Below are 15,908 nucleotides of genomic sequence, written 5' to 3' on the forward strand. Positions count from 1 at the left end.
TCCTCTCCTGCACAACCCGACGCCCACGGCTTCCTACCCCCAAAACGGGTCGACGTTACATCGCAGACACATTGCTGAGGTCTACTGATACTGCAACTCGACCTCGAACGGAGATCGTCGTGGATCTGAACACCATCACCGCCATCCATCCGGCGCGGCACCGCGACGACCTGGCCGCTCTCGGCGCGGCCACGGCACCGCTCGCCGGCGGCTCGTGGCTCTTCTCGGAGCCGCAGAACCACCTCACCTCCCTGGTCGACCTCATGGCCTTCCGGTGGCCCTCGCTCACGGTGCTCGACGCCGACGCCGAGGTGCCCGCCGACGCCGGTGCCCTCGAGGTAGCGTCGACGTGCACGCTGGCCGAGCTCGCGGCGATGCCGGATGAGCACGGCTGGCCCGCGCATCCGCTGTTCCGTCAGTGCTGCACGGCGCTGCTCGGCTCGTTCAAGGTGTGGAACGTGGCCACGGTGGGCGGCAACATCTGCGCCGCGCTGCCTGCCGGGCCCATGACCTCGCTCTTCTCGGGGCTCGACGCCGAGGCCCTCATCTGGCGGGCCGACGGCAGCGACGAGCGCACGCCGGTGGCGCAGTTCGTCACAGGCGACGGAGCGACCGTGCTTCGCGAGGGCGACGTGCTGCGGTCGCTGATCGTGCCGCGGACGTCTCTCGAGGCGCAGACGGCGTATCGCAAGATCGCCCTGTCGCCGCTCGGTCGCTCGGGAGCGGTGATCATCGGTCGGCTCGATCGCGACGGATCGTTCACGCTCACCGTCTCGGGGGCCACGCTGCACCCCGAGCAGCTCCGCTACGACTCGGTGCCGAGCGCGGAGGTGCTGACGCACGACGTCGAGGCGATCGAGACGTGGTTCACCGATCCGCACGGGGCCGCCGACTGGCGCCGCGCCGTGTCGGCGCTGCTCGCGGTCGAGATCCTGGAGGAGCTCCGATGAGGTTCATCATGAACGGCGAGCAGCTCGAGGCCGAGCCCGCTCCCGGCCAGTGCCTGCGCACCTTCATCCGCGACCAGGGCAACTTCGAGGTCAAGAAGGGCTGTGATGCGGGCGACTGCGGGGCGTGCTCCGTGATCGTCGACGGGATGGCGGTGCACTCGTGCGTGTTCCCTGCGTACCGGGCGGAGGATGCGGTGGTCACGACGGTCGCGGGGCTCGGCGAGCCGGGCGACCTCAGCGCGGTGCAGTCGAGCTTCGTGGAGAACGCCGGGTTCCAGTGCGGGTTCTGCACGGCCGGCATGGTGGTGACGGCGTCGACGCTGAAGCCCGAGCAGCTCGACGACCTGCCGCGGCTCATGAAGGGCAACCTGTGCCGGTGCACGGGGTACCGGGCCATCGAGACGTCGATCCGGCAGGGGGTCTGCGCCTCGGCGGGTGGGGGCGGATGCGCGAATGTGTGCGGGTCGGCGCCTCATGGGGCGGCGAAGGCGGGAGTCATCGAGCCCGTGGCATCCGCGCAGCATGCCGCGACGGCAGAGGCGGTGGAGCCCCTGGAGGCGCCCGCCAGCGTCGCGGCCCCCAAGTCGGTGGGCCGGTCGGTCGGTGCGCCGGCCGGCCCGAGGATCGTGAGCGGGCGCGAGCCCTACACGCTCGACGTCGCCGTGCCGGGAGTCACGCACCTCAAGCTCCTGCAGAGCCCGCACGCGCACGCGCGGATCGTCGCGATGCGCACCGAAGCCGCCGAGGCACTCCCCGGAGTGCACGCCGTGCTGACCGCCGCCGACTCCCCCGAGCGCCTCTACTCGACGGCGCGGCACCAGTTCCGCACCGACGATCCCGACGACACGCGGCTGTTCGACACCGTCGTGCGGTTCCGCGGCCAGCGCATCGCCGCCGTCGTGGCCGACTCGATCGCGATCGCCGAGGCCGCCTGCCGTCTCATCGAGGTCGACTACGAGCTCCTTCCCGCGGTCTTCGACCCCGAGGAGGCCCGCTCCGCGGGGGCGCCCCTCCTGCACGGCGACAAGTCGACCGCCGAGTCGCGCATCGCCGAGCCCGAGCGCAACGTCGTCGCCTCGGTGCACTCCGAGATCGGCTCCGTCGCCGAGGGCTTCGCCGCCGCCGACGCCACAGTCAGGGGCACTTACCAGACGCATCGCGTGTCGCACGCCTCGCTCGAGACGCACGGCTCGGTGGGCTGGCTCGACGAGGCGGGCCGCCTCGTCATCCGCACGAGCTCGCAGGTGCCCTTCCTCGTGCGCGACGAGATCGCCCACGTCTTCGATCTCGATCCGGCCGCGGTGCGCGTGTTCACGGCACGTGTGGGCGGAGGCTTCGGGGGCAAGCAGGAGATCCTCACCGAGGACCTCGTGGCCCTCGCGGTGCTCACCACCGGGCGGCCGGTGCAGTTCGAGTTCACCCGGGTCGACCAGTTCACGCTCGCTCCGTGCCGCCACCCCATGCGCGTCTCCGTGGCCGTCGCGGCGACGAGCGACGGCCGGCTCACGGCCCTCGCGGTCGACGTGCTGAGCGACACCGGGGCCTACGGCAACCACGGCCCCGGAGTCATGTTCCACAGCGTGGGCGAGACCGTGAGCCTCTACAACGCGCCGAACAAGAAGATCGACGCGGAGGTCGTCTACACGAACAACATCCCCTCCGGCGCCTTCCGGGGCTATGGCCTCGGGCAGGTCGTGTTCGGCATCGAGCAGGCGCTCGACGAGCTGGCGCGCGAGCTCGGCATCGATCCGTTCGAGTTCCGTCGCATCAACACCGTGAAGCCGGGAGACCCGCTGGTGGCCGCTCACGTGGAGGGCGACGACCTCGTGTTCGGAAGCTACGGACTCGACCAGTGCCTCGACCTCACCGAACAGGCGCTCCAGCGCGGCAACGGCGTCGCGGCACCGGTGGGCCCGGAGTGGACAGTCGGCACGGGGATGGCATCGACCATGATCGCCACGATGCCTCCGCGCGGCCACTTCTCCGAGGTGAGCATCACGCTCGAGGCCGACGGCGGTTACCTGGCCGGGGTCGGCACCTCGGAGTTCGGCAACGGCACCACGACCGTGCACACCCAGATCGCGTCGAGCGTGCTGGGCACGACTCCGGATCGCATCCGCATCCGGCAGTCGGACACGGATGCAGCGGTGTTCGACACGGGCGCGTTCGGATCGGCGGGCACCGTCGTGGCGGGCAAGGCGCTGCACGCGGCAGCCGAGGCGCTGAAGGGCACGATCCTCCGCACGGCCTCCGAGCTCGCCGGCGAGTGGAGCCAGGGGCACCTCGAGGCCGACGGTGTGCGGATCGGCGACACGCTCGTGCCGCTCGCCGACATCGCGGCAGCCGCCGGAGGTTCGATCACGGAGTCGGGCAGTGAAGACGGGTCGAAGCGGTCGCTGGCTTTCAACGTGCACGGCTTCCGCGTGGGGGTGAATCGGGCGACCGGTGAGGTGCGCATCCTGCAGTCGGTGCATGCCGCTGATGCGGGCTTCGTCCTCAACCCGGAGCAGCTCCGCGGCCAGGTGGAGGGTGGGGTGGCGCAGGCCATCGGATCGGCGCTGTACGAGGAGATGCTGCTCGATGAGGGCCTCGTGAAGACGCAGGTCTTCCGCAGCTACCACGTGCCGCAGATGGTCGACGTGCCCGAGACGGAGGTGCTGTTCGCAGAGACAGACGACACGGTGGGGCCGTACGGGGCCAAGTCGATGAGCGAGGCCCCCTACAACCCGGTGGCCGCGGCCCTGGCCAACGCCGTGCGCGACGCCACCGGAGTGCGCCCGCACGAGCTCCCCATCTCCCGTGACCGCGTGTGGAGGATGCTCCGCGCCTGAGCGCACCGCCGCCGCCTGCTGCTCCGGCACCCGCGCGACGCCGGTGCAGCGGGACGGACTCGTCGTGCCGCCCTGGGTCTCAGCGCCACGGGCGGAGGGGGCGGAGGTCGGTGCGGGCGGCCGCGGCCACGGTGGAGGCGACGAGGTCGAGGGTGGCGGTGCGGAGCTGCCACTGCTGCCAGTAGAGCGGCACGTCGAGGTGGGCGCCAGGGTCGAGCTGCACGAGGTCGAGGCCCGCGCTCTGAGCCTCCGGCACCATGCCCCAGCCGTAGCCCGCCGCCACCGCCCGCACGAAGTCGGCAGACGCCGGCACGAAGTGACGCGGCGGCTCCGCTCGGGGCTTGCCATCGCGCCCCACGCCGGCCGCGGGTGGCGCGGTCGGCGACTCATCCCCCTGGGGCTCGCCTGCTCGCGCCGAGCCCAGCTCAGGTCGCGGCACCGACGGCTCGTCCGCCCCCGGCACCTCAGCCCGCGGGTCGGCGGCGCGGCGGAGCAGGTAGTCGTGCTGGAGTTCGTCGCGGTGGTCGAACACCACCACCGGCGCCGACCTCAGCGACTCCAGCGACGCCCGGCGCGCACCCCGTTCGAGCTCCGGGAACCACCGCTGCACGAACCCCCGGGACGCCACCGGCGCGTACCGCATCACGCCGAGACCCATCGACGTGCAGCCCTGCACCGGTTCCGCCACCGCCGAGACCGCCGCCATGACGGTGCCGTCGCGGAGCAGAGCCGTGGTGTGGCTCTCGTCCTCCCGGTGGAAATCGAAGTCCATCGACCCCGCCAGTTCGGCGAGCGCCGGCAGCAACCAGGTCGCGAGCGAATCGGCGTTCACCGCGAGCGGCACCCGGATGCGCGGAGCCGGGGCCGGCACCGCCAGGTCACCAGCCTCCCCGCCGGCCTCCCCACCCAGTTCCCGGGCCACATCGTCGGTCAGCACCGAGAGCTGACGCGCCAACCTCAGCAGCACCCGACCGGAATCGGTGGCGGCAGTCGGCTTCGAGCGCGTCAGCAGCACGCGCCCGACCGAGTTCTCGAGAGCCCGGATGCGCTGACTCACCGCTGACGGCGTGATGCGCAGCCGGCGGGCCGCGGCCTCGAACGTTCCCTCGCTCACGGCGGCATCGAGGGCGGCGAGCTGGGAGGGGTCGAGTTGCATGAAGCAACGCTAATGCATCCGTAGAAACATTAGCTGGACTGCGGGCGCGCGGATGCCTAGCGTCGAAGGGTGCTCGCATCCCTCGCCCCGCTCGATCCGCTCGCCGCTCTCGCCGGTCTCGGCTTCGGGCTCTCGCTCATCGTCGCCATCGGCGCCCAGAACGCCTTCGTGCTGCGGCAGGGACTGCTCCGCCGTCACGTGCTGGCCGTCGTCGCCGTCTGCGCGATCTCGGACGTCGTGCTGATCGGCCTCGGCGTGAGCGGCATCGGCGTGCTCGTGGAGCGCCTGCCGGCCCTGCTCGTCGCCGCTCGCATCGGCGGAGCCGTCTTCCTCGTCGTCTACGGCCTCCTCGCCGCCCGCCGCGCCCTCCGCCCGGGCGCCGCCCTCACGCCCGACCTCGCCGCCCCCGAGGTGGGCGAGGGCCGCCGCGATGGGGGGATAGTCGGCGACGGCATCGCGCCCGGCGAAGCCGTCGGAACCGACCACACCGCGACCGGAAGCGCATCCACCACCACGAGCACCGCCCCTGCCACCCGCCGCCGCACCTCCCGGGCCACCGGCGGCCTCCTCGCCGCGATTCTCACGGCCCTCGCCCTCACCTGGCTCAACCCGCACGTGTACCTCGACACCGTCGTGCTCCTCGGCTCGATCGCCAGCACGCACGGCGACTCCCGCTGGATCTTCGGCGCCGGAGCCGCCCTCGGCAGCATCATCTGGTTCACCGCCCTCGGCTACGGCGCACGCCTCCTCCGCCCGGTCTTCGCGAAGCCCGTCGCCTGGCGCGTGCTCGACGGCATCATCGCCGTCATGATGATCGCCATCGCGGCCTCGCTCCTGCTCGGCCTCTGAGCCGCACCCCCTACCGCCCCCGCAACTCCTCCACGGCCCGCACGACCCCCCGCGCCACCGCCTGTCCGTCCACGTGCACGAGCTCTCCGTCCCGCACCACGGCCGATCCGCCCACGAGGAGCAGCGCCAAGGGCGGCGGCGCCCCGAGCGTGAGTGCCGCCACCGGGTCCGCGATCCCCGCGTGCTCGACCCCGTCGATCCGCCACAGCGCCAGGTCGCCCAGTTTGCCCACCTCGATCGACCCGAGCTCCGCCGACCGCCCGAGCACGCGCGCCCCGCCCATCGTCGCCACCCGCAGCGCCTCCCGTCCGCTCAGCGCCCCAGCGCCTCCCCGCAGCCGCCCGGCGAGCACCGCCATCCGGATCTCGGAGTCCAGCCGGCCCGACTCGTTCGACGCCGATCCGTCGACCCCGAGCCCCACCGGAACCCCCGCCGCGAGCAGCTGCGGCACCGGGGCGATGCCCGCCGCCAGCCGCGCGTTCGACGACGGGCAGTGCGCCACCCCCGTGCCCGTCGCCGCGAAACGCCCGATCGCATCGTCGTCGAGGTGCACGCAGTGTGCCATCCAGACGTCGTCGCCGAGCCACCCCAGGTCGTCGAGGTACTGCGTGGGGGTGCGGCCGAAGCGCTCGAGGCAGAACGCGTCCTCCTCCACCGTCTCGGAGCCGTGCGTGTGCAGCCGCACAGCCCCCGGCAGCGAGCGGGCGAGCACAGCGGATTCGCGCAGCAGATCGGCCGTCACCGAGAACGGCGAGCACGGCGCGAGGGCGATCTTCACGAACGCCTCACGCGAGGGGTCGTGGAAGCGCGCGACCGCCTCCGCACTCGCCTCGAGCGCTGCGGCGGTGGTCTCCACGGCGAAGTCCGGCGGCAGCCCGCCCTGCGAGCGCCCGAGGTCCATCGATCCGCGCGTCGCATGCAGCCGCACCCCGACAGCACCGGCCGCCTCCACGATCGAGCCGAGGATGTCACCGCCCCCGCGCGGGAACACGTAGTGGTGGTCGCCCATCGTCGTGCAGCCCGAGAGCGCACCCACCGCGAGCCCGCCGAGCGCGCCCGGACCGACGGTGTCGGCGGTGATCCGCGACCACGTCGGGTACAGCGCGGTCAGCCAGTCGAACAGGATCGCATCCTGGGCGATCCCCCTGGTCAGCCACTGGTAGAGGTGGTGGTGGGTGTTGATGAGGCCGGGCGTGAGCAGGTGACCGGTGCCGTCGATCCTGGTCACGGATGCGCCACCGCCGAGCTGCTCGTCCGGCACGGCTCCCGAGCCCACCGCCACGATCTCGGCCCCTTCGAGCACCACGTAGCCGGACTCGTGCTCCGTCCCGACGGCATCCACCGTGACGACGTACGCGTTCTCGATGACGACACGCGCGGCACTCACGGCGCCTCCCCCACGACAGGCGCTCGATCCACGACACGGTCGACCGGCACAGCGTCGACCCGGTGAATGGGCCCGGATGCGACGCGGAGCGACGCGCCCGACGCACCGTTCCGTGCGGCGATCACCTCGGCCAGGATCGACACGGCGGTCTCCTCGGGCGTCGATCCGCCGAGGTCGAGCCCGATCGGCGAGTGCAGCGACGCGAGCGCCTCGTCGTCGAGACCGCGCGAACGCAGCGCCGCGACGCGACGGTCGTGCGTGACGCGCGAACCCATCGCCCCCACGTACGCCACGGGCAGCGCGAGCGCCGCCTCGATCAGCGGCACGTCGAACTTGTCGTCGTGGGTGAGGATGCAGACGACCGTGCGCTCGTCGACCTCCGTCTCGGCGAGGTAGTCGGTGGGCCAGCGGTTGACGACCTCGGCGTGCGGGAAGCGGTCGGCGGTGGCGAACACCGGACGCGCGTCGCACACGGTCACCCGGTAGCCGAGCAGCGCCGCGGCATTCGACAGCGCCACCGAGAAGTCGACCGCGCCGAACACGATCATCCGCGGCGGCGCGGCGGCCACCACGAGCACCGCCTCGACCACGACCCCGTCGCACTCGATCTCCCGCCGCTCGGTGCGCCCGCGATGCAGCGCACCGAGCAGCGCCGCCTGCAGCGCCGCCGGCACCGCAGGCACGAGCACAGCCGGTCCGAGCGCACCGGCATCGCCCTCCCACGTGTCGTGTGCGACCATCAGCCGAAGTCCGTCCGCCGGCCGCCGACCCTGCTCGTCCACATCCTCGGATGCCTGTGGCAGCACGAGAGCGACACCCGCGGCCCGACCCTCCCGCGCCAGCGCCAGCTCGCCGAGCAGCGCCGTCGAGGCCTCGTTGCGCATGCCGGCAGGCGCGAGTTCGTGCACCGCGACGGTGATCCGGCCGCCGCACGACAGCCCCACGGCGAACGCGTCGGCGTCGCTGAAGCCGAACGCGCAGATCTCCGCTTCGCCCGTGTCGAGCACACGGCCGCACGCCTCGTAGACAGCGCCCTCGACGCAACCGCCCGAGATGCTGCCGATCACGCGACCGGCGTCGTCGACGGCCATCGAGGTTCCGAGTGCCCGCGGCGCACTGCCGTCGACGGCCACGACGGTGGCCACGGCGAGCCTCCGCCCGGTGGCGAGCGACTCGAGGAGTGCTGCGGCGAGTTCGAGCATGGAGCCCCCTCCGGTTGACTGCGAGTGCGTGTGCGTGCGGCGTGTATGCGACGAGCTGGGGGCGAGTGCCCACGACGACCCGCCCGCACCCGCCTACGACACGAGCCTGACACATCCGCGTGTTAGAAATCTCGCATGCTCATCATCCACGACGCGGCCCGGATCGTGATCGACGCCGAGACCGAGCTAGGCCCCGGCGACTTCGCAGTCGGCAGCACCGTGCCGCGCGAGCAGCCGGGCTCCCAGCCCGACCCCGAGCCCCCGGCACCCACCCCCGACCACCTCGACGCCTCCGGCTGCATCATCACCCCCGGCCTCGTCAATGCCCACCACCACCTGCTGCAGACCGCCTTCCGCACACTGCCCGGCACCCGCGGTGTGCCCATGCACGTCTGGCTCCCCACCATGGCCGCCGCCTACTCCGCGGTGGGTATCGACCCCGAGCTCGCCCACGCCGCCGCCCGAGCGGGCATCGCCGAGGGACTGCTCGGTGGCGTCACCACCGTGGCCGACCACCACCTCACCTGGCCGAACGGCGCCGGCGAGGCTCGCGCCTCCGTCGCCCTCGCCGAGGCCACCGCGCGGGCCGCTCGCGAGCTCGGCGGCCGCCTCGCGTTCGTGCGCGGCACCGCGCGCGACGATCCCGAGGAGGCCGCCCTCTCGGCCGAGGCCCTCGCCGACGCCCTGGTGCCCGGCGCCACCAACGGCGTGACGGCCGACGGGATGCTGCAGCTCGCCGTCGGTCCGGCCGGTGTGCACAGCGACAGTGCCGACACCTTCCGCCTGCTCGGCGAGGTGGCCGCCCGGCGCGGGCTCCGCCGCCGCACGCAGGCCAACGAGCAGGTCGACGTGGCGATCGCGCTCGAGAAGCACGGCCGGCGCCCGATCGACCTCCTCGACGAGTGGGGCTGGCTCGCCGACGACGTGACCCTCGCCCACCTCTGCGCCGTCACCCCCGACGAGATCGCCCTCCTCGCCGCCCGCGGCGTCACCGCCACCCACGCCCCGGGCTGCGACCTCCCGATGGGCTGGGGCATCGCCCCCGTGGCCGCCCTCCGCGAAGCCGGCATCGTGGTGGGCCTCGGCACGAGCGGGGGCGGCAGCAACGATGCCGGCCACCTGCTGGCGGATGCCCGCCTGGCCCTGCAGGTCGCGCCGCTCGTGGGGCCGCCGATCCCGGCCCGTGACATGCTGGGCATGGCGATGGAGGGCTCGGCCACAGGGCTCGGGCGACCCGAGCTCGGTCACCTCAGGCCGGGAGCCGCAGCCGACCTCTGCGTCTGGGACGTCTCGGGCGTCGCCGATGCCGGTGTCGCCGATCCGGTCGCGGGCCTCCTCTGGGCCTCGCCCGGCCGCCGCCCGCGGCACGTCGTGGTGGCGGGCCGCGTGGTGGTCCGCCACTACGAGCTCGTCTCCCACGACCAGCGCGACCTCGCCGCCGACCTCACGACCCTCCTCGCCGCCCGCCGCACCTGACCTGCCCTCTGCCGAACCGTCACTTCTCACGCCGAAACGGCCGGGGATGTGTGGAGAGTGACGTCTCGGCAGACTTCGGGAGGGGTCAGAGTTCCAGGACGAGGCGGGGGCAGGCCGCCCGCGAGACGCAGATCATCATGACCTCGTTGGCCTCCTGCTCGTCCGGGGTCAGCACCGAGTCTCGGTGGTCGACCTCACCCGAGACCACGGGCGTCTCACACGTGCCGCACGTGCCCTCTCGGCACGACGAGAGCACGAGCACACCCGCCTCCTCCACGACGTCGAGGATGCTGCGATCCGGCGGCACCGTCACCGTGGTGCCCGTGAGCTCGAGCTCCACCTCGAACGACTCGTGCCGCACCGGCTCGGCCACCGAACGCGCCTCGAAGCGCTCGAGGTGCAGTGCACCCGCGGGCCATGGCGTGCCCCGGACTCCCGCACCGGATGCCACGCTCTCGAGCTCGGCGAGCATCCGTGCAGGCCCGCAGCCGTAGACGTGCGTGCCCGGCGCGACCTCGAGCGTCGCCAGGTCGAGCCGCCGCCCGGGCTCAGCCGTGTGCACCGACACCCGCGATCCGAAATCGGTCACGAGCTCGTCGACGAACGGCATGCGCTCGAGCGAGCGCCCCGCGTAGGCCAGCCGCCACGACGCACCGGATGCCTCCACCGCCCGCACCATCGGCAGGAGCGGCGTGATGCCGATGCCACCGGCCACGAACAGGTACGACGCACCGGCCACGGGCGGCACGAGCGGGAAGTGATTGCGGGGGCCGCGGATGCGCAGCTCACTGCCGACGGCCACGTGGGCGTGCACGTGCTCCGAGCCGCCGCGCCCATCGGGGTCCCGCAGCACCGCCACGAGGTAGTGCGACAGATCGTCCGGGTCGCCGCAGAGCGAGTACTGCCGCTCGACTCCCGGCTGCACGAGCACGTCGAGGTGCGCACCCGGCTCCCAGGCCGGCAGGGTCGAGCCGTCGGCGGCCCGCAGCTCGAGCAGCATCACGTCGGCGGCGACCAGGCGCGCGTCGTGCACCACGACGTCGATCTCGAGGAGCGCACCAGCACGCGCACCAGCACCGGCAGCAGCACCGGCGACGCCGCTCACGAGCCCGCCCTCCGCTGCTTGACGATGAACAGCCGGTACTCCTCGCCGTCGGCCGACCACCACCGGTGCAGGGTGCCGCCGGCGTAGTGGATCGAATCCCCCGTCACGAGTTCGAACTCCCCCTCGTCGGCGAGGTCGACGAGCACGCGCCCGCCGACGACGTGCAGGAACTCGTCCTCTTCGTGGGTGTAGAACTCCCCCGGCAGCCGGTTCGACCCCCGGAACTCCATGGGCACGAACGGCGCCTCGCCGTGCACGAGGATGCGCGCCTCACCGCCGCCGAACGGCCCCTGCGGCCCTTCGGCCCGCCGCACCACCGAGACCCTCCCGGCACCGGCGTCGGGCACCGGGATGTCGGCCGACGCGGCGATGAGCTCGATCTGGCTCGACCCGAGTGCTCGCGCGATGCGCTCGAGCGAGGTCATGCTGGGCCTCGCCTGCCCGCGTTCGAGCTGGCTGAGGAACGGATGCGAGAGGTCGGCGAGCCGTGCCAGTTCCACGAGCGTGAGCCCGCGGGCACGCCGGAACGAGCGGATGCGCGCACCGAGGCGCACGGTCTGCTCGTCGAGGGCGAGGCTTCCGGATGAGATGGCGGACCCCTTTCGGTAGCGGTCACACAGACAGTAACCACGAATGGAGTCGTGTGCGAAATCGCCCTCAGGCGCAATTTACATTCGGAAATCTTTGCGTTACGCAACGGAAACGCGCCGTCCGTAGCGTGGCCCATGTTGAAGCCATCAACATCCGACCGAGCAGGAGATCGACTCGATGACCATGCTCCCCCGCCCGCTGACGCGGCTCACGGATGCGACGCTCGCCGACGGCCGCCGGGTCGACGTCGAGATCACGGGCGACACCGTGACCGGCGTGCATCCGGCCGGCACCCTGCGGGAGAACGCATCGGCGACCGACCCGGCCGGCCACCTCGACCTCGACGGCTTCCTCCTCGTCACGGCCCCCGCCGAACCCCACGCGCACCTCGACAAGGCGCTCTCCTGGGACCTGATCGAGCCGCCGATGGGCGACCTCGGCCTCGCGATCGACTCCTGGAAGCGCTACTCGGCCGAGATGACCACCGAGGGCATCGCCGACCGCGCCCGCCGCCAGGCGCTCGCGATGCTACAGAACGGCACCACCGCCATCCGTTGCCACGTCGACCTGCTGCAGGGCGACGACCCGATGCGCGGTGTGCGGGCCCTGGCCCGGGTGCGCGAGGAGCTCCGCGACCTCGTCGACATCGAGCTCGTGGCCCTCGCCGGCCCCACGGTGCCCGACCAGCACGTTCTCGACGCCCTCGACCTCGGTGTCGACCTCGTGGGCGGTGCGCCGCACCTGGCCGACGACCCCGACACCGACCTCAGGCGCCTGCTGGCCCTCGCCGACCTCCGCGCGGTGGGCGTCGACATCCACACCGACGAGAGCCTCGACGGCGCCGTCACCCTGCTCGCCCTGGCCGAGGTCGTGCGCGACTGGCCCGAGGGCCGGCCCGCCACGGCCGGACACTGCGTGCGCCTGGGCACCCTCGACCCCGAGAGCCGCGACGCCGTCATCCGTGAGGTGGTGCGGAGCGACGTCGGCATCGTGACGTTGCCCATCACGAACCTCTACCTGCAGGGCTGGGGTCACGCCGTGGCGACTCCCCGCGGCCTCACGGCCGTGCGCGAGCTCCTGGATGCCGGGGTGCGGCTCGGAGCGGGGGCCGACAACGTGCGCGACCCGTTCAACCCCGTCGGCCGGAGCGACGCCCTCGAGACCGCCTCCCTGCTCGTGACCGCCGGGCACCTCACGCTCGACGAGGCCTACGCCGCTGTGAGCGCGGGAGCCCGCTCGGTCATGCGCCTGCCGGAGGCCGGTGTCGCGGTCGGCGCCAGGGCAGAGCTGCTCGCCGTGCGCGGCGGCAGCCTCTCCGAGGTCGTCGCCGAGGCCTCCGCCGACCGCTTCGTCGTGCACGCCGGGCGCCTGGTCGCCCAGAGCTCCGTCACCCGGCAGATCGCCGCCCCCGCCGTGTCGCCCGTCGACGCCCTGACCGAAACGAGGTGAGAAGCTCCATGACCATCGCAGCTCCCCCCGTCGCCCCCGCGACGAAGACCGACCAGCTCCTCAACTTCCAGGACGTCGCGATGACGTTCCCCAACGGCACCACCGCGCTCTCGGGCGTCGACCTCACGGTCGACCGCGGCGAGTTCGTGACCGTCGTCGGCCCCTCGGGCTGCGGCAAGTCGACCCTGCTCCGGATCGCCTCCGGACTCACCCCCGCCACCGAGGGCCTCACCGAGGTCGACACCACGCGCATCGGCTACGTGTTCCAGGATGCGACGCTGCTGCCGTGGCGCGACGTGCAGTCGAACGTGGAGCTGCTCGCCGAGCTCAACGGCGTGCCCAAGGCCAAGCGCCGGGTCACCGCCAAGGAGGCGATCGACCTCGTGGGACTCACAGGCTTCGAGAAGCACCTGCCGAAGACGCTGTCGGGCGGCATGCGCATGCGCACGAGCCTCGCCCGGAGCCTCACCCTCGACCCCGAGCTGTTCCTCTTCGACGAGCCGTTCGGCGCGCTCGACGAGATCACCCGCGAGCGCCTCAACGACGAGCTCATCAAGCTCTTCACCGAGCAGCAGTTCGCCGGGCTGTTCATCACCCACTCGGTGTCGGAGGCGGTCTACCTCTCCACCAAGGTCGTGGTCATGTCGGGGCGACCCGGCAAGATCGTCGACACCTTCCCGGTGGACTTCCCGTTCCCGCGGGATCCCGAGATCCGCTTCACCGCCGAGTTCGCCGAGCTCTGCGGCAAGGTCTCCCACGCACTCCGAGAGGGACACCACTGATGACCGTCGCAACTCCTGCCGCGCCGAAGAACCGCACCATCATGCGGCCCGGCACCGTGAAGACGAGCCGAAGGAAGTCGGCCACCTGGGTGCCGCCCCTCCTCGTGGCCCTCGGCATCATCGCCGTCTGGTACCTCGTCTCCTACGTCTTCCTCGACGAGCAGCGGCGCTTCCTCCTCCCGCCCCCGCACGAGATCTTCACCGACGCGTTCTTCCAGCCCGACGTGATCAGCGACATCATGGTGGCGCTCGGCCGCACCGCCGTGGTCGCCCTCGTGGGGCTCGCCATCGCGATCGTGCTCGGCGTGGCGTGGGCGGTCGCGATGAGCCAGGCGCGCTGGATCGAGCGCTCGACCTTCCCCTACGCCGTCATCCTGCAGTGCATCCCGATCCTCGCCCTCGTGCCGCTGATCGGCTTCTGGTTCGGCTTCGACTACCCGGCCCGCATCATCGTGTGCATCATGATCGCGCTGTTCCCGATGGTCTCGAACACCCTCTTCGGCCTGCAGTCGGTCGACAAGGGCCAGCGCGAGCTCTTCCAGCTGCAGAAGGCCGGCCGCTGGACCGTGCTCACGAAGCTCGAATTCCCCGCCGCCCTCCCGGCGATCTTCGCCGGCATGCGCATCTCGGCGGGCCTCGCCGTGGTGGGCGCCATCGTGGGCGACTACTTCTTCCGCCGCGGTGAGCCGGGTCTCGGCTCCCTCATCTCGAACTACCAGTCCCGCGTGCAGTCCGCCGAGCTGTTCGCGGCCATCATCACCGCCAGCCTCTTCGGCGTCGTGATCTTCGCGTTCTTCGGCTGGCTCGGCAAGCGCGTCGTCGGCAAGTGGTACGACTTCTCCGCCAGCTGAGAACCGACCCGACACCGCCCGGCCCGGCCGCCATTCGTCCAGCCCCCATCCGTCCCACCGCACCACAGCCCTGCACCACCTGATCCACCTAGAAGGAGAAGACATGCGCAGCACCCGAACCCGGCTCGTCCTCGCGGCGGGCCTCGTCGCCACCACAGCGGTCGCCCTGAGCGCCTGCAGCACCGGCTCCGGAGCCTCCGAGTCGACCGCCTCGGCCGATCTCGAGATCGGCTCCGTCGATCTCGCGGCTGCCGGTTGTCCCGCCTCGGTCGTCATCCAGACCGACTGGAACCCCGAGGCCGAGCACGGCCACCTCTACCAGATGCTCGGCGACGACTACGAGATCGACGCCGACAACAAGCTCGTCTCCGGCCCGCTCATGTCCTCCGGCGAGTACACGGGCGTCGACGTCGAGATCCGCTCCGGCGGCCCCGCCATCGGCTTCCAGACGGTCTCGAGCCAGATGTACACCGACCCCGACATCATGCTCGGCTACGTCTCCACCGACGAGTCGGTGCAGCTCTCGGCCGACATGCCCACCACCTCGGTCTTCGCGCCTCTCGACATCAGTCCGCTGATGATCATGTGGGACCCGGAGACCTACCCCGAGGCCGAGACGGTCGAGGACATCGTGGCCGACGGCGCGGTCATCCGCTACTTCGGCGGATCGGCCTACATGGAGTACCTGATGTCGGCCGGCGTCGTGCCCACGGCTCAGGCAGACGGCTCCTACGACGGCACCCCGGCGACCTTCGTGGCCTCGGGCGGCAAGGACGCCCAGCAGGGCTTCGCCTCGGCCGAGCCCTACATCTACGAGAACGAGGTCTCGGCGTGGGAGAAGCCGATCGCCTACCAGCTCATCAACGACACCGGCTACCCCTTCTACATGTCGTCGATGGCCGTGCGCACCGACGACCTCGAGGCGAACAGCGAGTGCCTCGCGGCCCTCGTGCCCGTGCTGCAGCAGGCCGAGGTCGACTACTTCGCCGACCCGGCCACGACCAACTCGCTGATCCTCGACCTGGTCGAGCAGTTCGACACCGGCTGGGTCTACTCGCAGGGTGTCGCCGACTACTCGGTGAAGACCATGATCGACGAGGGCATCGTGGGCAACGGCCCCAACGACACCATCGGCGACTTCGAGGACGCCCGCGTCTCGGAGCTGTTCGACAAGATCGTGCCCGTCTTCGAGGGCCTCGGCACCGCTCCGGCGGAGGGCCTGACCGCCGAGGACATCTACACCAACGAGTTCATCGACACCTCGATCGGCCTCAAGTAG

The 15,908-nt window shown here is 71.8% G+C and carries 13 protein-coding genes; 8 read left to right on the forward strand and 5 right to left on the reverse strand.

Annotated elements, in window-relative coordinates; all coding sequences use genetic code 11:
- Positions 1 to 119: 119 nt before the first annotated feature.
- Complete coding sequence (locus N1028_RS16980) at positions 120 to 950, forward strand: FAD binding domain-containing protein (RefSeq protein ID WP_259530591.1); 831 nt, start codon at positions 120 to 122, stop codon at positions 948 to 950.
- Entirely contained in the window at positions 947 to 3,781 is a 2,835-nt protein-coding gene (locus N1028_RS16985) for a molybdopterin-dependent oxidoreductase (RefSeq protein ID WP_259530592.1), read from the forward strand. Before N1028_RS16980 ends, N1028_RS16985 begins: the two co-directional genes overlap by 4 nt.
- A 79-nt stretch (positions 3,782 to 3,860) precedes the next feature.
- Here N1028_RS16985 and N1028_RS16990 read toward each other — a convergent pair whose 3' ends face one another.
- Positions 3,861 to 4,937, reverse strand: a complete 1,077-nt coding sequence (locus N1028_RS16990; RefSeq protein ID WP_259530593.1) for a LysR family transcriptional regulator ArgP — start codon at positions 4,935 to 4,937, stop codon at positions 3,861 to 3,863.
- A 69-nt stretch (positions 4,938 to 5,006) separates the two neighbouring features.
- On the opposite strand from N1028_RS16990, the gene N1028_RS16995 reads away from it, so the two are divergent.
- On the forward strand, positions 5,007 to 5,786 hold the full coding sequence (locus tag N1028_RS16995) for a LysE/ArgO family amino acid transporter (protein WP_259530594.1): 780 nt from the start codon (positions 5,007 to 5,009) through the stop codon (positions 5,784 to 5,786).
- A gap of 10 nt (positions 5,787 to 5,796) precedes the next feature.
- Here the strand turns inward: N1028_RS16995 and N1028_RS17000 are convergent, their stop codons facing one another.
- Positions 5,797 to 7,173 carry an 8-oxoguanine deaminase gene (locus tag N1028_RS17000; protein WP_259530595.1) on the reverse strand — a complete coding sequence of 459 codons (1,377 nt, stop codon included), beginning with the start codon at positions 7,171 to 7,173 and terminating at the stop codon, positions 5,797 to 5,799.
- Positions 7,170 to 8,375, reverse strand: a complete 1,206-nt coding sequence (locus N1028_RS17005; RefSeq protein ID WP_259530596.1) for an XdhC family protein — start codon at positions 8,373 to 8,375, stop codon at positions 7,170 to 7,172. Before N1028_RS17005 ends, N1028_RS17000 begins: the two co-directional genes overlap by 4 nt.
- A gap of 135 nt (positions 8,376 to 8,510) precedes the next feature.
- On the opposite strand from N1028_RS17005, the gene N1028_RS17010 reads away from it, so the two are divergent.
- Positions 8,511 to 9,851 carry an amidohydrolase family protein gene (locus N1028_RS17010; protein WP_259530597.1) on the forward strand — a complete coding sequence of 447 codons (1,341 nt, stop codon included), beginning with the start codon at positions 8,511 to 8,513 and terminating at the stop codon, positions 9,849 to 9,851.
- Positions 9,852 to 9,936: 85 nt separating this feature from the next.
- On the opposite strand, the gene N1028_RS17015 is transcribed toward N1028_RS17010, so the two are convergent.
- Positions 9,937 to 10,956: a PDR/VanB family oxidoreductase gene (locus N1028_RS17015; protein WP_259530599.1), complete on the reverse strand. Its 1,020-nt coding sequence runs from the start codon at positions 10,954 to 10,956 to the stop codon at positions 9,937 to 9,939.
- The gene (locus N1028_RS17020; protein WP_259530600.1) at positions 10,953 to 11,510 is read right to left on the reverse strand and encodes a helix-turn-helix domain-containing protein; all 558 of its coding nucleotides are present in this window, start codon (positions 11,508 to 11,510) and stop codon (positions 10,953 to 10,955) included. The genes N1028_RS17015 and N1028_RS17020 overlap by 4 nt, the downstream gene beginning before the upstream one ends.
- Before the next feature lie 214 nt (positions 11,511 to 11,724).
- On the opposite strand from N1028_RS17020, the gene N1028_RS17025 reads away from it, so the two are divergent.
- The 4 genes from N1028_RS17025 to N1028_RS17040 all read left to right on the forward strand — a co-directional run bounded on the left by N1028_RS17025 (position 11,725) and on the right by N1028_RS17040 (position 15,908).
- A complete protein-coding gene (locus tag N1028_RS17025; RefSeq protein WP_259530601.1) occupies positions 11,725 to 12,996 on the forward strand; it encodes an amidohydrolase family protein in 1,272 nt (423 codons plus the stop codon).
- A gap of 8 nt (positions 12,997 to 13,004) precedes the next feature.
- Entirely contained in the window at positions 13,005 to 13,778 is a 774-nt protein-coding gene (locus tag N1028_RS17030) for an ABC transporter ATP-binding protein (protein ID WP_259530603.1), read from the forward strand.
- Entirely contained in the window at positions 13,778 to 14,629 is an 852-nt protein-coding gene (locus N1028_RS17035; RefSeq protein ID WP_259530604.1) for an ABC transporter permease, read from the forward strand. Before N1028_RS17030 ends, N1028_RS17035 begins: the two co-directional genes overlap by 1 nt.
- Before the next feature lie 103 nt (positions 14,630 to 14,732).
- Entirely contained in the window at positions 14,733 to 15,908 is a 1,176-nt protein-coding gene (locus N1028_RS17040; RefSeq protein WP_259530605.1) for a substrate-binding domain-containing protein, read from the forward strand.

Origin of the sequence: Herbiconiux oxytropis (genome assembly GCF_024979315.1) — a bacterium.
Lineage (GTDB): Bacteria > Actinomycetota > Actinomycetes > Actinomycetales > Microbacteriaceae > Herbiconiux > Herbiconiux oxytropis.